Source organism: Sphingorhabdus profundilacus (assembly GCF_009769755.1).
Taxonomy (GTDB): Bacteria; Pseudomonadota; Alphaproteobacteria; order Sphingomonadales; family Sphingomonadaceae; genus Sphingorhabdus_B; species Sphingorhabdus_B profundilacus.
Genome location: NZ_SDWJ01000002.1, coordinates 1 through 22,480 on the forward strand (window position 1 = coordinate 1; position 22,480 = coordinate 22,480).

At 56.9% G+C, this 22,480-nt stretch carries 22 protein-coding genes; 6 read left to right on the forward strand and 16 right to left on the reverse strand.

Annotated features, from left to right (window positions below; genetic code table 11):
- The first annotated feature begins 220 nt into the window (after positions 1-220).
- From EUU23_RS07750 to EUU23_RS07760, 3 genes are read left to right on the forward strand one after another with little or no spacing between them, the layout of a single operon-like run.
- Positions 221-1,918, forward strand: a complete 1,698-nt coding sequence (locus EUU23_RS07750) for an MFS transporter (protein ID WP_160353601.1) — start codon at positions 221-223, stop codon at positions 1,916-1,918.
- Positions 1,911-3,014 carry an HlyD family secretion protein gene (locus EUU23_RS07755; RefSeq protein WP_160353602.1) on the forward strand — a complete coding sequence of 368 codons (1,104 nt, stop codon included), beginning with the start codon at positions 1,911-1,913 and terminating at the stop codon, positions 3,012-3,014. The genes EUU23_RS07750 and EUU23_RS07755 overlap by 8 nt, the downstream gene beginning before the upstream one ends.
- Positions 3,011-4,414: an efflux transporter outer membrane subunit gene (locus EUU23_RS07760; protein ID WP_160353603.1), complete on the forward strand. Its 1,404-nt coding sequence runs from the start codon at positions 3,011-3,013 to the stop codon at positions 4,412-4,414. The genes EUU23_RS07755 and EUU23_RS07760 overlap by 4 nt, the downstream gene beginning before the upstream one ends.
- A gap of 230 nt (positions 4,415-4,644) precedes the next feature.
- On the opposite strand, the gene EUU23_RS07765 is transcribed toward EUU23_RS07760, so the two are convergent.
- The 10 genes from EUU23_RS07765 to EUU23_RS07810 form a co-directional block, all read right to left on the reverse strand.
- Entirely contained in the window at positions 4,645-5,421 is a 777-nt protein-coding gene (locus EUU23_RS07765) for a COG4705 family protein (RefSeq protein ID WP_160353604.1), read from the reverse strand.
- Positions 5,422-5,488: 67 nt separating this feature from the next.
- Complete coding sequence (locus EUU23_RS07770; RefSeq protein WP_160353605.1) at positions 5,489-5,986, reverse strand: superoxide dismutase family protein; 498 nt, start codon at positions 5,984-5,986, stop codon at positions 5,489-5,491.
- Between the two features lie 74 nt (positions 5,987-6,060).
- Positions 6,061-8,436, reverse strand: coding sequence for a TonB-dependent receptor (locus tag EUU23_RS07775; protein WP_160353606.1), 2,376 nt, complete (start codon positions 8,434-8,436; stop codon positions 6,061-6,063).
- Positions 8,387-9,307: a FecR family protein gene (locus tag EUU23_RS07780; RefSeq protein WP_160353607.1), complete on the reverse strand. Its 921-nt coding sequence runs from the start codon at positions 9,305-9,307 to the stop codon at positions 8,387-8,389. The genes EUU23_RS07775 and EUU23_RS07780 overlap by 50 nt, the downstream gene beginning before the upstream one ends.
- Positions 9,308-9,370: 63 nt before the next feature.
- Complete coding sequence (locus EUU23_RS07785) at positions 9,371-9,919, reverse strand: RNA polymerase sigma factor (protein ID WP_160353608.1); 549 nt, start codon at positions 9,917-9,919, stop codon at positions 9,371-9,373.
- A gap of 40 nt (positions 9,920-9,959) precedes the next feature.
- Positions 9,960-10,526 (reverse strand): class I SAM-dependent methyltransferase, encoded by a 567-nt coding sequence (locus EUU23_RS07790; RefSeq protein WP_160353609.1) that lies wholly within the window; start codon positions 10,524-10,526, stop codon positions 9,960-9,962.
- A gap of 77 nt (positions 10,527-10,603) precedes the next feature.
- Positions 10,604-11,260, reverse strand: coding sequence for a tetratricopeptide repeat protein (locus EUU23_RS07795; RefSeq protein ID WP_246156367.1), 657 nt, complete (start codon positions 11,258-11,260; stop codon positions 10,604-10,606).
- Positions 11,261-11,277: 17 nt separating this feature from the next.
- A complete protein-coding gene (locus tag EUU23_RS07800) occupies positions 11,278-12,039 on the reverse strand; it encodes an SDR family NAD(P)-dependent oxidoreductase (RefSeq protein ID WP_160353610.1) in 762 nt (253 codons plus the stop codon).
- Entirely contained in the window at positions 12,026-14,116 is a 2,091-nt protein-coding gene (locus EUU23_RS07805) for an AMP-binding protein (protein WP_160353611.1), read from the reverse strand. The genes EUU23_RS07800 and EUU23_RS07805 overlap by 14 nt, the downstream gene beginning before the upstream one ends.
- Complete coding sequence (locus EUU23_RS07810; protein ID WP_160353612.1) at positions 14,113-14,661, reverse strand: thermostable hemolysin; 549 nt, start codon at positions 14,659-14,661, stop codon at positions 14,113-14,115. The genes EUU23_RS07805 and EUU23_RS07810 overlap by 4 nt, the downstream gene beginning before the upstream one ends.
- A gap of 348 nt (positions 14,662-15,009) precedes the next feature.
- Here EUU23_RS07810 and EUU23_RS07815 point away from each other — a divergent pair, with 348 nt between their 5' ends.
- Both EUU23_RS07815 and EUU23_RS07825 read left to right on the forward strand, forming a co-directional pair.
- Positions 15,010-15,363: a LysR substrate-binding domain-containing protein gene (locus tag EUU23_RS07815; protein ID WP_160353613.1), complete on the forward strand. Its 354-nt coding sequence runs from the start codon at positions 15,010-15,012 to the stop codon at positions 15,361-15,363.
- Positions 15,364-15,790: 427 nt separating this feature from the next.
- Positions 15,791-16,084, forward strand: a complete 294-nt coding sequence (locus EUU23_RS07825; protein ID WP_160353615.1) for a TFIIB-type zinc ribbon-containing protein — start codon at positions 15,791-15,793, stop codon at positions 16,082-16,084.
- On the opposite strand, the gene EUU23_RS07830 is transcribed toward EUU23_RS07825, so the two are convergent.
- Together EUU23_RS07830 and EUU23_RS07835 are read right to left on the reverse strand one after the other, a co-directional pair.
- A complete protein-coding gene (locus tag EUU23_RS07830; RefSeq protein ID WP_160353616.1) occupies positions 16,081-16,260 on the reverse strand; it encodes a hypothetical protein in 180 nt (59 codons plus the stop codon). The genes EUU23_RS07825 and EUU23_RS07830 overlap by 4 nt on opposite strands.
- A gap of 404 nt (positions 16,261-16,664) precedes the next feature.
- Positions 16,665-17,735: an AraC family transcriptional regulator ligand-binding domain-containing protein gene (locus EUU23_RS07835; protein ID WP_160353617.1), complete on the reverse strand. Its 1,071-nt coding sequence runs from the start codon at positions 17,733-17,735 to the stop codon at positions 16,665-16,667.
- Positions 17,736-17,807: 72 nt separating this feature from the next.
- Between EUU23_RS07835 and EUU23_RS07840 the strand changes: the two genes are divergently transcribed.
- Complete coding sequence (locus EUU23_RS07840; RefSeq protein ID WP_160353618.1) at positions 17,808-18,581, forward strand: thioesterase family protein; 774 nt, start codon at positions 17,808-17,810, stop codon at positions 18,579-18,581.
- On the opposite strand, the gene EUU23_RS07845 is transcribed toward EUU23_RS07840, so the two are convergent.
- The 4 genes from EUU23_RS07845 to EUU23_RS07860 all read right to left on the reverse strand — a co-directional run bounded on the left by EUU23_RS07845 (position 18,578) and on the right by EUU23_RS07860 (position 22,363).
- Positions 18,578-19,819: an SAM-dependent methyltransferase gene (locus EUU23_RS07845; protein WP_160353619.1), complete on the reverse strand. Its 1,242-nt coding sequence runs from the start codon at positions 19,817-19,819 to the stop codon at positions 18,578-18,580. The genes EUU23_RS07840 and EUU23_RS07845 overlap by 4 nt on opposite strands.
- Positions 19,820-19,949: 130 nt before the next feature.
- Positions 19,950-21,191 carry a dual-specificity RNA methyltransferase RlmN gene (rlmN, locus tag EUU23_RS07850; RefSeq protein ID WP_160353620.1) on the reverse strand — a complete coding sequence of 414 codons (1,242 nt, stop codon included), beginning with the start codon at positions 21,189-21,191 and terminating at the stop codon, positions 19,950-19,952.
- Between the two features lie 45 nt (positions 21,192-21,236).
- Positions 21,237-21,722, reverse strand: a complete 486-nt coding sequence (locus EUU23_RS07855; protein ID WP_160353621.1) for a hypothetical protein — start codon at positions 21,720-21,722, stop codon at positions 21,237-21,239.
- On the reverse strand, positions 21,719-22,363 hold the full coding sequence (locus EUU23_RS07860; protein ID WP_160353622.1) for a histidine phosphatase family protein: 645 nt from the start codon (positions 22,361-22,363) through the stop codon (positions 21,719-21,721). The genes EUU23_RS07855 and EUU23_RS07860 overlap by 4 nt, the downstream gene beginning before the upstream one ends.
- Positions 22,364-22,480: the final 117 nt, after the last annotated feature.

Genomic DNA, 22,480 nt, shown 5'->3' on the forward strand with positions numbered 1-22,480 from the left:
GAAGTGAGGATCATAAGAACTTTCACTGTCAATCTCCATCGGCGCAGGCGTGCCGCACTTTCGCTAGGAACAAGCCGCGGCCATCAGCTTTGTTCCGCAGCCGCCGAATATTCCTGCCGTTTAAGGCATCACGCGCGGTCGTCGAAAGCGTCCGTTTGTTCGAGAGGACGTTAAGGCGGAACAAAATCTGCTGACGAGTATTCCCTTGGCGTAACGACTGATGAAGGCGCACCGGATCGTGAACAGTGCAGCACCCGTTTACGTGTTCAAGCCGCATGAGCGGCCAACCTTGCCAGGCTCGCCTGCGAACCCCGATCATCCGGCGGTCCGCCGGATCGGCTACCTCCTGGCCGCGATCCTGATCGGGATCACTGGCGGCCTCGGCAGCGCGTTGGTGACCGTGAACCTGCCGTTCGTCCAGGGCACTTTGGGTTTATCGCCCGACGACGGGGCGTGGCTGCTGGCCGCATATTACATGACCAATGTCACCGCCAATCTGTTGCTGATCAAATATCGCCAGCAGTTCGGCTTGCAACCGTTCATCCGCTACGTTCTGGGGGCCTATGTGCTTGTGACGTTCGCGCATCTGTTTATCCATGATTTCTGGTCGACGCTGGCGGTCCGCGCGATCAGCGGTCTTGCGGGAAGCGGTTTGAGCACGCTGACCATTCTATATTTCATGCAGGGCCTGCCCGCGCCCAAGCGGCTCGCGGGAATCATGCTCGGCATCAGCGTGCCGCAGATTGCGACCCCGCTTGCCCGCGTGCTGTCACCCGATCTGCTGACTTGGGGCGATTGGCGGATGACCTATTTCTTCGAATGCGGGTTGGCACTCGCGACACTGGCGGCGGTAATTGCGTTGCCTCTTCCGCCGAGCGAGCGCGAAAAGGCCTTCGAGCGGAGCGATTTCCTCACATTCGGATTGCTCGCGCCTGGCCTGTGTCTGGTGATCGCAGTGCTCTGCCAGGGACGGTTGTTGTGGTGGACCGAGACGCCGTGGATCGGTCTCGCCCTAGTCGCCGCGATCATGCTGATTACCGCAGCGCTCCTCGTCGAACACGGTCGCCGCAACCCGCTGATCAACACGCGCTGGCTCGGGACTGCCGCCATTATCCGGCTGATGCTTATCGCGGCCTCGGTCCGGATACTCCTGTCCGAACAAAGTTTCGGCTCGGTCGGCTTTCTTACGGTGGTGGGCATGGGCGTCGATCAGATGATGATGCTTAACCTCATCGTAGTGATGGCGTCGGTTGCTGGCGTGATCGTGATGCTGGCCTCGTTCCGAGCACACGACGTAGGCCTGCCGATCGGCATCGCTATCCTGATGATTGCGGTCGCGGCCTTTATGGACGCCAGTACGTCAAACCTTACGCGCCCCGACGATTTCTACCTTACCCAGTCGATGATCGGTTTTGCCTCGGTCCTGTTTCTCGGCACTGCAATGGTGATCGGCATCGCGCGCACGTTGCTTGCAGGAACGCAAAACCTCGTAAGCTTCGTCGTCTTGTTCAGCGTCAGCCAGAGCATCGGCGGGCTGGCGGGCTCGGCCGGGCTCGGCACCTTCCAGACGGTGCGCGAGAAATTCCATTCGCACGAACTCGTCCAGCGCATCGTGCTCACCGATCCGATGGTCGCCGGACGGATCAGGGGCGGCGGCGGCGCACTCGGTGGGGTGGTGACCGATCCGGATCAGCGAAATGTTCAAGGACTGGCCCTGCTGGGCAAGCAGGTCGCGCGCGAGGCGAATATCATGGCCTTTAACGACGTGTTCTTCTTGGTGGGCGTGCTCGCAAGCGGTGCGCTCATCTGGATGCTCGCAATCCGCCTGTCGATGCATCGCCGGGGCGAGATATCCCCGATCATCCAGCTGCAACAAAGGATTCAGGCCATATCAGCTGAGGTAACGAGCCGTGAATGACGTACCCGCCGAACCAAACGGTGAGGCGCAAACCCAAACCCAAGCGCCCGACAAATGGGCTCCGCCCGCGCGTTCGCGTTGGGGGACATTGGTTGCTGTGGCAGCGGCGCTATTGGCCGTTCTTGCCGTCCTCTATGCTTGGCAGCTCTTTCCGTTCGCGGGCAGCGCCGAGCGCACCGATAATGCCTATGTGAAGGGCAGCGTCACGATCATCAGCCCGCAGGTCAGCGGCTATGTCACGTCGGTGCCGGAGGTCGATTTCGCGCAGGTCCGGCGAGGGCAAATCCTCGCAACGATCGATGACCGTATCTATAGGGCCCGCGTCGAGCAGGCGCGGGCGAATGTCGCCGCGCAAAATGCCGCGCTGTCGAACTCGGCACAGGCCGAGCGATCGCGCGCTGCCGCGCTAGGCGCGCAGGACGCAGGTATCGCAAATGCGCGGGCCCAACTGGTTCGCGCGCAGGCCGATATGCGGCGGGCCGATGCTCTCGTTGCCGACGGATCTATCTCTGCACGCGAACGCGACCAGACCCGCGCCGCACTGATGCAGGCAATGGCCGCACTCGCGCAGGCGCGGTCGGCGCGCGCGATCGGCGAAGAGGATATCCGATCGGTGCAGGTCGGACGCGGGGGACTGCGCGCTGGGGTCGAAGCCGCCGAAGCACAATTGCGGCTGGCGCAGATCGATCTCGACAACACTATCATCCGCGCGCCGACCGACAGCCAGTTGAGTGAGATTGGCGTCCGTCGCGGCGCGTTCGTGACCACCGGCACCCAGTTGATGTTTCTGGTGCCGCGCGCCAACTGGATTATCGCCAATTTCAAGGAAGCCCAAACGCGCAATATGCGCGTCGGACAGCGCGCCAATTTCACAGTCGATGCGCTCGGTGGTACCGAACTGTACGGCCGGATCGAGAGCATGGCTCCCGCTGCGGGCTCTGAGTTCACGGTTCTCAAGCCCGACAACGCGACGGGCAACTTCGTCAAGGTCGCGCAGAGGATTGCGGTGCGGATCGAGATCGGTCCGGGCCAGGCCGCTGCGGACAGGTTGCGACCGGGCATGTCGGTCGAAGTGCAGATTGTGACCGGGAAATGATCAAGCCCACCTCGATGCTTCTCCTGCTGACCTGTGGGCTTGCAAGCTGCGCGGGGCCTGCAGTCAAGCTTGCGAAAGTCGCACCCGTGACCCCTCCGGCGCAATGGCGGACCGATGTCGAACCCGGCAGCCTGATCAATGAGCGATGGTGGCAGCGCTTCAACGATCCGCAGCTGAACGCACTCATCGAGCGCGGGCTGGCGAACAACAGCGATATTGGCATCGCGATCGGACGGCTTGGCGAAGCGCGCGCGCAGGAACGATCGGCGCGTGCCCAGTCTTCCCCGACGCTCGATGCAGGAGTTGGCGCTGCGGCGTCGCGCGCAGTCAGTCCGTTCGGCACGTCACAGGATTCCATCGGGACGCAGCCGACGCTTCAAATTGCCTATGAGGTCGACCTTTTCGGGCGAATTGCGGATCAGTCGGCGGCAGCGCGCAATGCGTTTTTGGCGAGTGCGGCCGCGCGCGACGCGACGCGGCTCTCGATCGCGGCTGCCATTGCCAGCGGCTATGTCACGCTGTGTGCGCTCGATGCGCGACTCGGCATCGCGCAGCGTACGCTCGAAGCGCGGCGCGAGGCGCTGCGGATTGCTCGGTCGCGGACGCGCAACGGCTATTCGCCGCTGCTCGAACTGCGTCAGGCTGAAGCCGAATATCAGGCGACGCTTCAGATTATTCCACAAGCACAGCTCGCAATCGCCCGTCAGGAGAATGCCCTGAGCATACTGGTCGGCGATGTGCCGGGGCTGATTGGGCGGACGTCCGCGCTGGGCCGGATCGTCCAACCCGCTATTCCTGCGGCGTTGCCGTCTGAATTGCTGAGACGCCGTCCCGATGTGGCGCAGGCCGAATTTCAGCTGGCAGCGAGCGACCGTTCGCTCGCTGCCGCACGCAAGCGCTTTCTGCCACAAGTGCGTTTGACAGGGTCAGCAGGTGCCACCCTGTCCTCGTTGCTTGGCGATCCGATCGCGCTGTGGTCGATCGGCGGCAGCATCCTGGCACCATTGTTCGAGGGCGGCCGACTGAACGCTCAAGCCGAAGGCGCAGGCGCGCAGCGAGACCAGGCAGCATGGGCATATCGACGTGTTGCGCTCACCGCGTTTCGTGAAGTTGAGGATGCGCTTGCCGCCGCTCGGCGCCTGAGCCAGCAGCGGACGGCGATCGCGGCGCAGCGCGACGCCCTTTCGGGCGGCCTTCGGCTCGCGACCAATCGCTATCGGGCCGGCTACTCGCCCTATCTCGAACAACTCGATGCCCAGCGGGCACTTTTGAGCGCCGAATTATCGCTGATCCAGATCGAGGCCGACCAACTGACCAATCGAATTGCGCTGTTCCAGGCGATGGGTGGCGGGTGGACAAGCGCGGGTATTGGCACCGAGATATTTGGAAATTTGCCATAGTCCGATCGCGCTAACATTGCGGTTGTTCGGACATGTCGCGGCAACCGTCGATAGCTGCCGTTGATTAAGCCGTCCGACCAATGGCAGATAATGGGCCGTTTCCAGACTGTCTGCTTCTATGCATGGAAACTGGCAATGCAGACGTTCGGTCGGAGAAACTTGAAGGTAGTTGCCGCTAACATTTCGTTTATTCGGCGACCGGTTCGCACTTCACGAAAACGGCTGTTTGTTCATTTCAAGACAGGCGCGCCAGGATCGGAGTGAGTTCCGGCACGCTGCGGTAGCAGAATAATGAGAACAACGATGAACAACGCAAGCACGGCCGAAGCGAGTGGGCGGCTGAAATCCAGTCCGCCTTTGTCGATCGGCTTGTCCAGGAAATCCCCAACCGCCGCACCGAGCGGCCGGGTAAGGATGAACGCGGCCCAGAACAGGATTATGCGGCTGACATTCGTGCGGTAGTATAGAAGAATCAGGAACAGCAATCCGGCCGCGAAAATTCCAGCGGCTCCGATGTAACCAAAGCCCCCTGTGTCCGCCAACCAATCACCGAGCGCCGTCCCGAGGGTCTGGGAAAAAGTGATGGTCAGCCAATAAAACATCTCAGCTCGGCTATCTCTGATATCGTCTGCGTTTATCGTGCCAAGCGCCAGCCTCCAACTCGCTAACGAGCCGAGTACGAGACCAAGTAGTATTAATGATCCACCGGTGTAGCCGATACCCAATGATCGCGTCGCAAAGTCAGCGAGCGTCGTTCCCGCTGTAGTCGATGCAATTATGGTCGCCCAATAGAGCGAAGGGCGAAATGAACGTGCGGAAATCTGGATCGCAACGAGGCCGAGCAACAGCGCGGCAAACACGCCTGTCGCAGCAAGATAGCCCCAATTCATCGTCATGCTGAGCGTGTCACCGCCCGTCTCGCCCAAGGTTGTTGCGAGAATTTTGATTGCCCAAAAGCCCACCGTTATTGTCGGGACTTTGCTCATGGACTTTTCGACATTTTGCATATTCCGAATTTTCCTTCCTGGGTCACAGCTTACAAAGAGCTTGGCCACCGGCCGCTTCTAGCAACATTCATCCGATGACCGCGCACAAAATCCGCGGCCCGCTATTTCCGCTCGGATCAGTCATTCCGTCATCTGGGTTGGCGTGGATAATCAAAGCCGCACCGTCTGCATCGAGCAGTTGGTCTAGCGATGACATCAACATGAATCGCGCTTTGCCCTTGCCGTCTTTTCCCACGGTGATTTGTGCCAAATCGCCAAGATGTGCGCCCATCGAGTTTTGCAGACCGTGCTGTTTGACCTGAGGGTTCCAATGGCCACCCGCAGCGGTGAAGCCGTCGCCCCTACATTGTCCGGTGCTGTGAATGTGCATCGCATGAAAGCCGGGCATCATTCCGGATATTCTGATCGTTCCGTGGACCATACCGCCTTGCTGTTTCAAGGTTACCGACCCGTGGGAAACAGCGTCTGCATCCGCCAATATGCCTTTTGCATGGTCTGGCTTCGCCTGCACCGCGACCGGTTTGAGCAACAGCATCAGACAATAAAGGGATATGGTAACGCGCATGGCACTCTCCTGACATTAATTGTCAAGGGAGACGTCACGACACGCTGCTCACCGCAGCCGTTTTGCAGATTTCCTCACCAATTTTTCCGGATGCCGATGCGGAAGGTTCGAGGTTGCATGGGCGTTCTCTGATCCATGCTGCCGATGGAGAATGAATTTCCGAAGCTAAATGTATCGGCATCCGAACCTAACAGATTGGCAATTCCAGCACTTATCGTCCAATCGTCCGATGCATAGGAGCAATCAACATCGACCGCCATTCTCGCGCCGATTCGGCGGTTAAGCAGTGGATCGAGGCTGAGGCGCGTAGGCCCGATCCAATTTGCGCGCGCGCCCAATTGCAGTATGCCTGTCCCTAAATCTAGCGTGCGATGTGCCATCACATGCGCTTTATATTTTGGCACAATAGGCAAAGCACTGTCCGGCGGAAGCGCAAGGCCAGGTTCAGGCACCTCTAGACGTGCGTGCTGCAGGTCGAACCCGCCTGACAATTGCCAAATCGTGTCGTTCCAACCTAGCCGAACTTCGGCTCCGTAGATTTGGCCAGTCCCGCTATTGCGCGTGGCGACCAGCCCGTTTGGTAGAAGGTAATCGGACTGGATATGATCCCAATTCGCCAAATACCCCGTTGCATTTGCGGTCCAATGCCCGTCACGGCTTCGCCAACGGTCGCCCAATTCCCAGGATTTTAGCTCATCGGATTCGAACTCTGCATCGGCTGTCGGTGCAAATGGGCTGAGGCCCGCCGGTCGGAACGCACTCGAGTAACGAAGATACAGAAAGTGAAGTTCGTCGGGAGTCCAGCTGACCGACAGGCTCGGGGAGACGCCTGTGCGTCTAGTTTTGCGTGCAGCAGTGCCTGAATTTTCTGTCCGCTCGTCGTTGGATAGGGCGCGGAACAAGCGCAGTCCCGCCTCGGCACGGACGGCACTTGTAATCGGGGCAGAGAAGTTCGCGAAGATCGCGGCCTCGCTGTTGGTCTGATTGAGTTCGCCGACGCTGACCGCGGCGCCGACAGCGGGCTGCAACTCTGCCAATAATGTCGTATTCGCCGACAGATAGGACGCGCCGACCAGCCATCGAAACTCGGTCCCCCCTGACAAACGGATTTCCTGATTGAACAGACGGTATATCCGGTCGTCTTCAAAACGCAGAGGGCCATTTAGTCCGAAAAATGCACCGGATGCGGTGGCATCGAGTACCGAGGCAACTTCGTGCGAAGTCAAACTGGTGACCGACACCAGGTCAGCCGTGCCAAGCTGACCACGAACCGTCAGGCGGCCATTCAGAAAGTCGTTGTCATGCGGTTCAGCGATGGTGCCCGCTCGTTGATACGGACGAGTTAAGGATGTTGCATATTGGCTGTCGTCGACATCTAGCAGTTGTACCGCCCCAGCCAAATCGGCGGTCCAGCCCTCTAGCGGAACCCACCTTATGTCGGCCCGCCCGCCCAGAACCCGACTTGAATTGCTATTTCGCCCGAACGGACCCGACCGATCAATCCATCCGGCGTTTCTGGCTGCATAGGCAACTGCGCGCAAGGCCAAGCGGCCGTCCACCAGCGGTAGGTTCAGCATTGCATTGCCGTTCCATCCGGGGCCGCTTCCCCCCGACAGCTCGGCCCCGACCACAAGCTCGCCTGCTATTTGATCCAGTACCGGCGCCTTTGGCACGATGCGGTAAACGCCGCCGAGCGCGCCGGTTCCATGCAGCGGTCCCTGTGGTCCCTCAAGCAACTCCACGCGCTCAACATCAACCAGAGTCAGGTCGGGGTCGGGCGCGTTGAAGGTGACGCGGGCATCGTCCAGCTCGACCGCCACCGTGCTTTGTGTGGCTCCGTTGAAAGGGCTGTCGGCAACGCCCCGGATAAAGCTGCGGTTGCGACCCGGACCCAGATTGGTCAGCACCATCCCGTCGGACAGCGCCGCCACGGCCTGTGTGCCGGGAAGCGCTGCCAATGAGATCAGGTCGGTTCCGGATAACATAATGACCGATAGCGGCGTCGTTTGGACTGGGCTCGAAAGCTTGGTCGCCGTCACGATAATTTCTTGCAGCGGAAGTTCGTCCGGGGGAGGTGGCAGGGTTGTTTGTGCTGGTGGTTTTGTGCGCCTCGACGGCTTAGGCGACGCATGGCGGCCGGGCCCGGCTACAATGCGCCAGGCCATTGGTCCGGTTTGGGCCGCGCGCAATTGAGTGCCGGCCAACAACCGGCGAAGCGCATCTTCGACGCGCATTTTGCCTCGGAATGCCCGAACCTTTTTTGATGGCAGCCGCGGGGGATAACCAATTGATGCGCCGGTCTGCTCTGCAAGTGCAATCAGGGCGTCGCTCAGTTCTCCGGCCGGTAAGGAAATTACATATTGTGATGGCGCAGCGACAGCAGCCGAAGGCGCCGCAAGGCTAACGCTTAGCGCTGATCCGAACAGAGCCGCCTTGCTCGCTGCGCGCAAGGTCCATGAAATCGGCCAAATTCTTGTCGAGCGAATGTCCGTCACCAATCGTCAATACCCCGGAAAACCGCCGGTCAGACACAGAAGGGTCTACGGTAACCGGCGCGAGCGTATAACGGCTAATCTCCTTGGCAACCTGCCGCAAGGGGGTTTCGCGGTAAACCAGCCTGTCTTTCCGCCAGCTGGCGACCGAGCCTGCCTCGATAAGCGATGTCGTAATGAGGCCGTTTTCGACATAAGCGCGTTGCCCTGCGGTCAGGGTCAGCTTCTTGCCTTTGGCAAACGACACAGCCACTGACCCTTCGGCAACCGAAACCCCGATCTGGTCACCGTTGCGCTGGACTTCGAACTGTGTACCGAGATCGATTACCGAAACATCACCAGCCTTGACGGTAAAGCCAACTTTCGGGTCATGTCTAACGCTAAAATGCGCGGCACCTTGGGCGAGCTCAACGGTATCAAAATCATTTTTTCCGTGGAGAAGGCGGCTATTTCGATCCAGTTCGATATTAACGCGCGAATCCAGCGCGACTTGTATGGGAGAATCCCCCGCCCTCAACTCAACCGACTGACCGGGAATGCCAAACCAGAGCGCGCCCGGAATAAATGCAGATGCGCCAAGCGCCAGCATCAAAAATGTGCGGCGTTGGGGGCGTACACTGTGGCCCATATCATTTGCCGGCAATGCGGCTTGAATCGCTGCTTTGTTCGTTTCTACCGTATCGTCGAGCATCAATATCGCGTCGTAAGCACGGCCATTTTCAGGTGAAACTTCGAGCCACGAAGTAAAGCCGTCGAAATCAGGATTGTCGCCCGACATCGCGGCATGCCAGTCGGCTGCTTCGTCCGATATTTTCTGATTATTTGTCATGGCACCAATCCACGGCCATTTTCCCCTTGTTCACACCATAGACGTCGCCGACCCTAAGCAACCTCATGTCTCATCGTCCTCTTGCATAGCGCGCATCAGATGTTTCATGGCTGTGGCCATGTTCTTTTCCACCGCGCTTTTCGAAATTCCAAATTCCGCGGCTACCTCAGCATGGCTCGCACCTTCGATACGATGCTTTCGAAAAACCTGTTGAGCCCGTTCAGGTAGTGTCCGGATAGCGCGCAACAGAATGTCCAGTTCTGACTTGGCTGCCAATGCGGCTTCTGGTGAAGGCGACGGATCGACGGCCAAGCTATTCGGTTCGGCGATCATGACATCGCTCCACGCTGCTTCGCGCCCACGCTGCCGCATGCGAGAGCGTACATAGTCGTTTGCAAGATTGAGCGTCATTTTGTGGAGATAGGCAGACGGGTTCCCGACGGGGCCTGACGGAATTTGCCCCAGTTTTATCCAAAGGTCCTGCATCAGATCTTCCGCATCGGCAGGGCTGCCCAGTCGCGCCGTTAAAAACCGCCGCAACTTTGGCTGCAGCATTTCATAATGCGACCGGAGGCCAGCGGGCTGCTCTTCTGAATCCTGATCTACGGTCATTTAATTCAGCGGCATAGCATGTTGTACGACATTTGCGATATTATGCGTTTTCCAGCGTGGCGACGGCAATTACACCCATTACACCCCCGGAAAGATAGACGATTTTTACATTCACCAAATCCGGCGCAAAACCGGCTTCGATCAAGACCCACCGAACATCATCTGCGTCAAACAATCTGTGCGTTCCGGCCCGGGCAATTTTCCAGTGATGCATGGTTTGGGCGCTTGTGAGATATATCGCCAGCTTGCCTTCCGGCCGCAAAACGCGCCTGATTTCGCTCAGTACCTGTCGGGTGTCGTGCCAGAAATACATTACGTTCGACGCCAGTATGCGTTCAAAGCAATCGTCCGGAAATGGCAGTGATTCAAAATCCGCGCATTGGAATCGAGAGCGACCAACTCGAACAGCCTGGCTGTTGGTACGATTTGCCTCGTCGATCATTATGGCTGATCGATCAATGCCATCGACCCGTCCCGATGCAGCCAAAGGTAGCATCAGGGCAGATGCCTGCCCCGCGCCACAGCCGAGGTCGAGGACATCATTTCCTGGCTGAATGTCCAGTGCCTCGATGGCCAACCGGGTCGGCTCGCGGTTGGCGAGCTTCATCAGCTTGCCAACCGCAAATCCGGCGAACCCTTGGGGATACGATAATTGCCGCGCAAAGGCGTGCCACATATGGTCGCTCAGCCGAGCTTCTCGAGCAGTGCACGAACCTCGGCACGACGGCCTGCATCCCATACCGGACGGCGAGAATCATGAGGTGCGTTGAGAGCTTTCTTCAAATAGATTTTGGCTTGGTCCTTCTTGCCCTGCTCCTTTAGAAAATCGCCATAGAAGAAATTGGAATCGAGCCCGCCCGGATCATTGGTCAATCCGGCCTTCAGAAACTGTTCCGCCTTGGCGGTATTTCCAAAGCCGATAGGGAAGCCGGGCACGCGATAATATAATACGCCAAGGCTCATCGCGAGGCCGCCCTTGCCGGCGTGTGGGTCAAGTTTGAAACCTTTGATCAGAAGGTCTCTGGCTTTGGTGGCAAAACCCAGCTTCTTCAAGGTGCTCGCGACTGCCGCCTCTTCGCTTCGGACGATGCCTTCCCACATGAGCGGGTCCGCCTGGCCGGGATATTTCGCGCTCACGGCCGCAGCTTTGGCACCCAGCGCATCAAGCGCCGCATATTGGGCACTGCTGCCTTTGACTTCATATTTAATGTGCGCCCAGCCATTATTGATAGCCATGACCTCGGCATCCATTGCAGGATTGCCGCTGGCTTGGGCGCCGCTCAATGCCAGCACGCTTGCCAATAGCATTCCGGCGATTCTCATCTTTCCAGATGTTTTCATTTCATTCTCCTTCATATTCAAGCTGCGGTGAAAAAATGGCGCGCCTTTGCGGCCTGCGAAGAAATGCCCGCGTCGATGAGGCGCGGGAAAATTGCATTAAGGCGCATGAATATTCGCTCCTGGAAGCCGATAAAGACCTCCTTTTTGCGGTCGGTTATGGCAGCGACGATCCGATCCGCGACAAAATCCGGTTCGTCGGCTTTCATCTTGGTGAGTTCCATGAAGCGCACGACCGCAGGATTGTTAAAGGCGGTCCGCGCCGCACGCGGCGCGATATAGGTGATGGCAATGCCACTGGCGAAAAGCTCGCGGCGAAGGCCTTCGCTGAGGCCTTGCAGCCCGGCTTTGGAGCTCGAATAGGACGCAAAAAACGGATACTTCACCGCGCCTAACATCGACCCGATGTTGACGATCTGGCCCGCACCTCTCGCCTGCATTTGCGGCAGTACCGCGCGGCTAAGCGCGGCAGGAGCGATCAGGTTCACCGCGTAGCCAAGCCATAGATTTTCGAAGCTTTGATGCTCGAAAGGGCCAAAATACTGGATACCGGCGATATTGATGAGCATGTCAACGCGCTGCGTGGAAAGTGTTTCGGCGAGTTCGGTCAAGCCCTCCTTCGTAGACAGATCGGCAAGGATAGTTTCTGCACAATTCGGGCAATCCACCTGGTCGACCCCGATGAGATGAGCGCCGAGAGAAGCAAGCCGCTTAGCTACGAGCGAGCCGATGCCGCCCGCGGCGCCCGTCAGAATGACCCGCTGATCGTCAAGCCGCTTCATCGAGATGCTCCATGGGGATTGCGGCAAACATGTCGGCAAACAGGCGAAACATGTCGCGCGCCATGTTAATAATCGCCTGTTGGTCGGTTTCGTCGTCGATGCTGTTCATCAACTCGGCAAAAAACTTCATATGCTCCTGGTCGAGCGCGCCGTGCGAGGTGAGGTAACTGAAAGCAGCATCGGGAAGACAGAGCGCTTTTTGCACCGCTGCTGCGCCACTCGTTGCCATGGCAATGCTGGTGCCTTCGAGCACATAGACCATGCCGAAAAAGCCAGCCGGATTGCCATTTTCGATTACGCGATAGGCATGGTTCACCATCGCCGCCGTTGCCGCTGCCGGTGCGCTGTTCGCCGCCAATAACGCGTCGCCCCCGGCAGCAGCAATATCGGACAATATCCAGTTTTCGTGCCCGGTCTCTTCTTCAATATATTCGACCAATGCATCGGCATAATCGGGCTTATCCGCTAGCTTGGCTCGCGCCGCCGTTAGTAACGGAACGGTATGCCGTACATGGTGGTACGCCTGCGTAAGGTAAGCGATATATGTTTCGCGATCGATACGCCCGGCAAGCCCGGCTTGCAGTTGTGGAACGGATGCCAGCAACGCCTGCGCGTCCGCTGTTTCGGCAACAAGTCGGTCGAAAAATGCCAAGATCGTGTCTCCTTTGAGATGGGTTTTGGTAATGATGTCGCGCTTGATACGGCCATTGCCGGTGAGCATTCCGTTCGCGGGCGTGAAGGGAGGTACGACCCGAAAATCCGCGATGCGGGCATATGCAGGTAGGTCAGCGTTCGCGGTTTTTATAGCGGCGTGGACATCGGCATTGACTCTCGCCGGAACGATCAGTGCGTCCAGTGCTGCTTCGCCATCTCCGTAAACCATGGCCTGTGCAATCTCAGGATGGGCAAGGAGCGCGCCTTCGACCCATTCGGGCGAAATATTGCGGCCGTGCGAGGTGATGATAAGGTTGGATTTGCGGCCTTCGATCCAGATTAAACCATCGGCATCGATCCGCCCGATATCGCCGCTGTGGTAGGGACCAGCGTCTGCCGGAGCGCCAATCGATCCGAGACAGACCGGACCATGAATCAGTATTTCGCCATCTTCGGCGAGTGACAATTTGTTTTGACCTAGGCTTCGCCCGACGCTCCCGCGTACCGCTTCGTGGGGGCCTTCAAGTGTGATGACGGAAGCGCATTCGGTCAGGCCGTAGCCTTGCCGTATGGGCAAACCGACATCCTCCGCCCGCGAAATGAGATCTGGAGATAGTCGCGCACCGCCTACGGCAACGAGGCTGAGTGCCGGAAAGCGCACGCCGCTCATTTCCATCGCAGTCACCAGACCGCCCAGATATTCCGGCACGAGGATGAGCGAACTGATGCGCTGCTCACCAATAACGCGAAGCAGCTTTACAATGTCCGGGTTGAACGGGTCGGCAAATCCAGTTTCCCCCTGCGGCAATGCGACATAAGTCCCACCGGCCAGCATCACGGCATAAAAGCCCGCGACATTCTCCAACAAAATTCCCGGCGGCAGAAGTGCTAGATGCCGCCCGGCATGGGCATCGCCGACATAGTCCACAACCGACTGTGCAACCTGCAGCAAATGCGCGGCAGAAAGGCAGATGCCTTTGGGTGTCCCTGTCGAGCCCGATGTGAAGCTGATTTTGGTAGTCCCCGGCAAAACCGGACGCGGATCGTTATTGAGAGATGCAATATGAAACGCCCCACCTTCATCTGGACGATTTGGTTCGAGGTCTGAAATAACGACGCACGCGCCTGAGGCGAGAAGCGCATGCTCGCGCTGAAGTTTAGTGAAAAAGACGGGTATTGGGATGCTTGCAATTCCTGCTTCCAGCAGCGCCATATCGGCAATCGCGGCCGCGATCCCATGGTCGAACTCCAAAGCCGCTGGCTGGCCTTGGGCGCCGAACCTTGTTGCAAAATCGTCTTTAGCGTTGAGTACTCGCTCAGCAAGTTCTGCCCATGTCAGCGTAGCTGAAGACCCACCGTCAATCGCGACCTGATCGGCCTTATGATATGCGTGGTCCAAAATGGCATCGAGCAACGCGGTCATGCGGCGCGTCTTTCGATACGTGCGGCAAAACGCGTCAGCCGTTGCTGACCTTCGGCAATCAAACCAGCACAGATCACAGGCTCATTTTTGTAATATTCGCCCCAATCGCTCTTGTTTCCGCACAGCCGTGCAGGATCGGCAGGGGCAATTTCAGTAAGCGGAATGCCGAGCCGGCTAAACATTGCGCGCAATGGGGCAGTCAGCACTGCAACCGCTATTTCGGCATCACTGCCGAGATCATTCGCCGTTCTGGCCCAAAGCGCGATCATCGCTAGCGCATTGCAGGATGCAAGATTTCCTATTTCGACAATGTCGCGCCGGGCAAAGCTTCGCCCGAGCATATCTTGCAAGACGCTTTCAACGGGCACATCGAGATATGCCTCGAGAAACAGCCCGCCTGCATCCGCACGACGATAACCCAGCGCGGCCTTTGTCGCCCCGCAACATTTCTGTGCCTGAAAGCCCGGATATTCAAACCTGAGAGTTGCCTGATATTCCTCCGCATATCGCCATGCAATCAACTCTTCGACACTCGTCCGATCCATTGCCTGTCCTTTCGGTTACAAAGCTAGGACGGCGCAGATATTGAGTTACCTCATGTCGATGCGAGACTTTTTTTAAAACGTCGCAGAACGACCGTATTCATCTTTCGCTACACAAAAGCGAACTGTCCAGATTGTACAACAGATTAGCAATTGCCGCCTCTCTAATGCGATGTCCGCTTTTAGTTGAGCCAATCAGCGCCGAGAATGTCTGCAACGCGCAAAGCGGACATTGCGCTTCTCCTAGTTAGGGACAAGCGGATTATGGCGGTGATTCAACGCCGCTGGCCGATGAACTGAAGCAGGAAGCTGAACATGATGACGATGTCGAGATAAAGCGACAGCGCGCCCATGGCGGGCCTGAAAGGCGCGCAGGTTCTCAGCATCTCTAGGAACCACCACCTCCATCACCAGGTGGCTGCAATCTGCGCCGAACTCGGCATGGACCCGCTGCGAGACTACGAGGGCACAAGCTTGGATAGCGTCCATCAGATGGCGAGTTCGGGGCTTGGGATTGCGGTTCTCCCACAATTTTACATCCGATCGGATGTCGGGGGTCGTGCCGGCATCGACATACTTCAGCCTGTGGGCTGGGAATTCACGCGCAGCATGGCAGCAGCGTGGCGATCCGGTGCTGCTTACGAGGACGTGTATCGCACGATAGCTAGGCGGATTCAGGATGAGGCCCGCGCCCAGACCAGCTGATTGGCATACCAGCCGTTAGGAACGACGATAGTCTATTGCTATTGGAACCCGAATAAAATTCGATTGGCGGACTATCGTTGGCAAGCCTAGATTGGCTGACGCGGGCCGGGTCCCTCTGGCGGCTGTTTTACCTCGACAGCCGCGATGTCGTACCGCATCGGGCCAACCCAATGCACCTCATACCCCCAAGTCGGGTTGCATTGGAGTTGGTTCGATCGATCCCACCATTGACCGGAGAGATACAATGACCGCGCTAAGTTATCGATTACTCATGATCCACAGCAAGCTAGACGCCGAGGTCGACTATGAGCAGAAACGGCGCTTTCCAGACTTGTTTCGTCTGTTGCGTCTAAAAAAGCTCAGACTTGTCATTAAGGATCGTATGGCTCATCTCGCGTCGGTCCGCCAAATTGGGATGGCTTAGGCCATGCGAAACTCAGAATCTGTCTCCGCTATGCTCTGCCCGGTCTGCAAAACTGGCCTGACAATGTCCGAGCGCCAAGGCGTCGAGATCGACTATTGCCCGACCTGCCGCGGCGTGTGGCTCGACCGAGGAGAGCTGGACAAGGTTATCGAACGCAGCGTCGAAGCAGCGCCGTCGACCCGACGCGAAGCCGAACCACCAAGCAGGGGCTATATGCAGGGCGGATATGCAGATGATCACGACCGCTATCGCCATGGCAAGCGCAAAAAGTCGTTTCTGTCCGAGCTATTCGATTAACGTTCACCGTCGCCGATTTTGATCGGCGACGGTATTTGCACAAGTGCGCTTCTGATCACATCGGCATCATCGCCGGCTACCTTGTGATATTTGCCTTTTGTATCATTGTCGCAGTGAGTGAAGTTGCCGCGTAAGCTATTACCATTTTTTGTTTCGTCTGCCGCGTCGCCGCTCACCCATTGAGCGCCTTTGGTTTTACATTGGAGGTATTGGCGAATGGTTTATGTTTGGAATTACGATCAGACCAAATCACTCTTTAAATCACACCATGAGATCTGCGCCATTGGTGCTGACCGGGAACAATTCAGGTAGCATCATGAAAAGGAATGTCATGCTCATTTTCACCCGTTAACGAAGGAAGAATTCCCGTTTCGGTCGTTTTAAAATCCTGTTTGTCGGAAACAGGAATTTGGCTGAGAGGCGAGGCATATATACGGGTTTCAAGGCGTCGAAGCACCGGCTATGTCCCTAAATTGAGAAAATTCCCGTTATTTTCCGGTTAAATCGGGAAATTTCACCGGAGGCGCGTTAGGTCGGGACTGCGCACGCCACCATTTTCCCCTTTCGCTGTTTGCATCTGTCACTGACTTGGTGCTGTGCCGAACCATCGTTTATAGGCGCGGGAGAAAGCGCTCAGGTCGCTATAGCCCAGCAGAAATGCAATTTCGCCAAGTGTGCGTTTATCCTCCATAAAATATAGTCCGCATAAATCCTGGCGAACACGGTCAAGCAATTTGCGGAAGGGAACGCCGTCATCAACTAATTTGCGCCGCAAGCTCCGCTCGCTCATTCCAAATGATTTGGCCATGCGGTCTAATGTCGGAGGGGACTTGTCCATTTCACTGGATAAGTAAAAATAGCTATAGGCCAGATGCGGCTTGCCTTGCGCCATCCAATGGGCCGCCTGTTCAAAGCGTGCCGACGCCGCGTGAAAAAGACCTGCATTTGCCATGGCGGACGGTCGAAAAACTTGACGCGCCGCAATTTCCATTCGTGTTGTCGGTTTGGAAAATTCAACGGCGCACCCGAAGATCGCGTCATAAATTGACGGTGCAAATCGCGCCTTATGCTGAAAATGGACTGCCCGCAATATTGGCGCCTCGCCCAAAATCTGTCGGGCAAGACGCGCATAGGTAGCCACAGAAAATTCGATCAGCGGGGCATAGGAATTGACGAAATCAGGATGACAATCCCACAACAGAAAGGGCGGCTTGCCCGTCGGTTCGAAACGTGTCCGGAACATTGTCTGCCTGAGTGCCTGGATTCGCACATTGGCCTCTATCACCAAAGCCAGGTTCGCCTCGAGCCGGGTGGCATAACCAAGGTCGGAGAAATTCTGCATTGATGCGCGTTCACCAATACGCAAATTGATCGATGGATCTTTAAAATGCTGCTCCAGCATCGCAAAAAAACGCAACGCCAGGGGCGATGCCAGACGATTCAGGGGATTACGCAATTGCGTTTCTTCGATCCCGACAGCGGCAAGCATGATCCGTCGGTCGCCACCTTCAGCCTCTGCCGCACGCAAAATCCGCACGAGCAGATTGGCAGCAATTGTATCGGGAACAAGGGCAGTGCCGTCGCGTGAAAAACTATTGACCCAGCTATAGATCTTACCGCTCCTGTGTGACGTAGGGGAAAGTTTCAACACGCCAGGTGGGCAAAGGCAAGCGGGAATTTGAGGCGGGTTGCAGGCTCCAATATCTGCCGCTAAGCCGCTCCCATGAACCTCGCATCTATTCTGGCCCAGTTCAAACCGGAGGCCACATCGCACATGATTTCGATACCACCCAGCTGGCATCAAGGGCGGACATCCTATGGCGGCCTTAGCTCGGTTCTGGCCTATCAGGCGGCAAAGCTTGTCGGGGATGATTTGCCCCCCCTGCAATCGGCACAAATTGCATTTGTCGGCCCACTGGCCAATCAGGTCGAAGTCACCGCGCACATATTGCGCCGGGGGAAAAACACCGCTTTTGTCAAATCGGAAATCGTTGGGACAGATGGGGTTGGCCTGTCGTGCACATTTGTTTTCATGAATCGCAGGCACAGCCATTTGGACTATGAAGATTTGCCGCGCCCTGAGTTTCCGCCGGTACCACCGTCAGATTCGGTTCGAAGCGGCCCTCATGAGTTTTTCACGGGTCACATGCAGTATCCGGACAAGCGGTTGGAATTGGGCATGGCAACCAACCGTCTTGCCAGTTGGCACCGCTTTACCGAATATGACGGGCTTGATCATATCGCCGAACTGATTTGCATCGGTGATGCCTTACCGCCGTCGGCGATGGGAATGATGACCGAAAAAGGCATGGTCAGTTCCATGAACTGGCAGATCAATGTGCTGACCGAAGTGCCTTCGACCAAAGACGGCTGGTGGTATTTGACAAGCGAAACGCACCATGCCGCACACGGTGCCAGCAGCCAGTATATGACTGCATGGAATAGTGACGGCCTACCTATGCTCACCGGGATGCAGTCTGTTGCGATTTTCGTTTAGGCCGACTGAAATTCACATTCCGCATCAGCGATATAATCACGGGTAATCGGCAGGCTACGGCGGTTCCGGATATATTGGATCTGGTAATTGCACATCCCGCCCCATTCGAAAGCGGCGGTTGCTCCGGCGAGATAGAATATCCACATCCGGTAAAAACGCTCGCCATATTGGGCTATGATTGTGTCACGGTTTGCGCGCACACGGGCATACCATTCACGCAACGTCAGCGCATAATGCAAGCGCAGATTTTCGATATCGCTATGAATCAACTTCACTTTTTCGCTCGCCGCAAGGGTTTCGGACAGCGCGGGGATATAGCCGCCGGGAAAGATATATTTGCGGGTGAAGGCATCGGTGCTACCGGGCTTGCCTAACCGCCCAATCGTATGGAGCAACATCACGCCGTCATCTTTCAAAAGATTGGCACAGGCGCGGAAAAAAGTGTCGAATTGCGGTACACCGACATGTTCGAACATTCCAACCGATACGATCCGGTCAAAATAGCCCGGCGCACGTTTCGCCAATGTGCGATAATCGAGAAGTTCGAACCGGACCTTATCGGATACGCCCGCCGCTTCGGCGCGCTCGCGCGCCAGCTTCAATTGCTCTTCGCTCAGCGTGATGCCCAGCACTTCGACACCAGCGACTTTGTGCAGATACAGCGCCATCCCGCCCCAGCCACAACCGATATCGAGCACTTTCTGGCCAGGCTGTAGCGCGAGTTTTGCCGCGATATGGGCTTTTTTTGCCATTTGTGCCTGATCAAGCGTAGCATCAGCTTCGGACCAATAGGCACAGCTATATTGCATGTCCTTATCAAGCCACATTTGGTAAAAATCATTAGAAACATCATAATGATGCGCGACATTTGTTTTTGAATTGGCCAACGAGTTCAGCTGCGTCAACGGACTCAAGATTTGCCCTACTAATTTTCGTAACGGCTTGGGATCGCCAATCTCACCGCCATTCTCCCAAGGATTGTTCCGACGGATCAATTCAACAAAGCCCATTATGTCTTCGTCATCAACACTGACGCCGCCGTCCATATAGGTTTCGCCCATGCCTAGCCTGGGGTTCAGAAAAATGCGGCGCACTGCCGCTGGCGATTGTATCCGCAACGTTACATCTGGCCGCCCTGCGACCCGCTCACCATAGTGACTGATCTCACCCTTATGCGAAACCAAAGTTAGGCGACCATATCTTATTTTTCCGCGTAATATGCGGTCTAGCAACGACATTTAGCAAATCCCCGTTTTGCTGTTCTTTCCTCTTTCGCACAAATTATTACATTTGTTACGGAATCAATCTCCAAGTACGAAAAAAAACGCGTAAACAAATCCCGACTTCTGCATCTGGGGTCAGGGCCCTTCAACCCAAAGCTGCCTGCTTTTCTTCCGCCAATCGGTCAAGTTCAGCGCGGCTTTTTTTCTCGCTGGAGGATTTCAGCTGGCCACAGGCGGCCATAATGTCCCTGCCCCGTGGTGTGCGGATGGGGGCGCTGATACCGGCCTCAAATATAATATTTGAAAAGCGCTTGATGCGTTCTGGGTCGGAACACTCGTAAATCGCCCCAGGCCAGGGGTTGAACGGGATAAGATTGACCTTGGCCGGTAATTTATACTGCCGAATCAGGCTGACGAGTTCATGTGCGTCGTCGTCGCTGTCATTCTTGTCTTTTAGCATCACATATTCAAAAGTGATCCGGCGCGCGTTGCTGACGCCGGGATATTCAGCGCAAGCGCGCAGCAACTCGTCAATGCCATATTTGCGGTTGATGGGGACAATCTCGTCGCGGATTTCCTTCGTCACCGCGTGCAGCGATACGGCAAGGTTCACGTTGATCTCTTCCCCCGCCCGGGCCATCATGGGAACGACACCGCTGGTCGACAAGGTAATGCGCCGTCGCGACAGGCCAAGCCCATCGCCGTGCATGACGATCTTCATCGCGTCGCGGACATTGTCGAAGTTATACAGCGGTTCGCCCATACCCATCAGGACGATGTTGGTCAGCATGCGTCCGTCGGCGGTGTAATGGCCCACATCATCATCGTCTTCATCGTCATCTGCAACCGACGCCATGTTTCCTTTGGGCCATTCGCCCAGCGCATCGCGCGCCAACATCACCTGCCCGACAATTTCACCTGGCGTTAAATTGCGGACCAGCCGCATGGTCCCGGTATGGCAAAACCTGCAGTTCAGCGTGCAGCCGACCTGGCTTGAAATACATAATGTCCCGCGATCTGCATCGGGAATGAACACCATTTCATAGTCCTGCGCGTCATCGGTTCGCAAAAGCCATTTGCGTGTCCCATCGGTCGACACCTGTGCCTCTACCACTTCAGGGCGGCCGATCACAAAGCGGTCGGCCAGCCAGGGCCGCATGGTTTTGGCAATATCCGTCATCACCTCAAAAGAGGTTACGCCGCGATGGTAAATCCAGTGGAATACCTGCTTTGACCGCAGCTTTGCCGCCTTTGCATCCAGTTGCGATTCTTCGAACAACTGCCGGATTTGCAAATGGTTCAACCCCATAAGGTCAATACGCCCATCGCCGCGCGGCGTGATGGATCGGTGGGTTACAACAGGGTCGATATGTCCGGGAATTTGCATGATAGGCGGCCGTATAGGGCGGACAGCGGCAAATTACCAGTAAAGCTATTTTGCCACACAACCCAGGGCCGCCGCATCAATTGCGCTTGGCGCGCCGCGTAACGCATAGGTGTCGACAATTGAACGGCCATCACGGCCTATGCTTTCAATGCTGAGCGAGGTCGCCGATCGGATCGCCGCAATGATGGCAAGGTCCATGCGTCGATCGGCGGCCCATCCCGCGCTAACATCTGCTTTCAAACGGAAACGTCGACCTCCGGCGCTAAGGGTTACGCCGCTGTTGGACGATCGTTCCCGCGAAAGGCGGGCATAAAGCTGGTGTGTTATGCCGCGCTTTGGCCAAAAACCCACGGATAGATATCCATTGCGTGTCGGCTGACCAGCGGTTTCTTCGGGGGCAGCAATGGCATAGCATCGCGGAGCGGCAGTATCGCGAAATGCGGCCCAGCCCTGATAGACGCCAAGACGATCCTTGGCCGCAAGCTGCGCCGCGAGTGCAACAGCGCATAGCAGCCAGACCGCAATCTTCATGCCCGCTCCCCCGCGCCATCACCATCGACCACCAATTCTTCCACACCATCGCAGATCATCACCATGCTGCCTTGGGCAAGGCTAGGCGCTATGGGCGCGTCGAAACCCTTCAATGGGGCATGATCCAGCAATATTCCCCGAAGAACCCGGGCGGTCATTCCGTGACAAATGACCAGCATATCCTGTTCAAAAAGTTGGTCTTCAATCCATAACGACAGACGCGCAGCAACATCATCATACCATTCCCCGCCCTCAGGCCGGACCGAGAACAGCCGATGCTCCAAATCGACAATCGGGCCGATTTCCGCGGCAATGTCGGAATAGGTTCGGCTCGACCAAGTGCCGACATCGATTTCCAGCAGGCGGTCATCGCGGCATGTCTGGTGCCAGTCGGCATCAATTTCTTCCGCAATCAACGCCAATGTCTGCAAGGCCCGCCCGGCGGTCGAGGACCATAGCTGCGGCCGTGGATCATCGCCGAGATAGTTTTGGAGCGCCCGCCCCATCACCCGCGCCTGTACGCAACCATCCCATGTCAGCGGCGTATGCAGCTCCGCCTGCCCCTGCATCCGAGCAATTCTGTTGAACACAGTTTCACCGTGACGTGCGATGAAAACCCTTTTTCCCCCGGTCGAAATCATGGCGGCGCTTATTCCACAGCTTATTGCACATGGCAAAAGCTATCGACTTGCCCTTGTGGACAAAGCGGTTAAGGAAGATTCGCCGAAAGAATAGCGCTTTCCGGCGGATTTACGGGC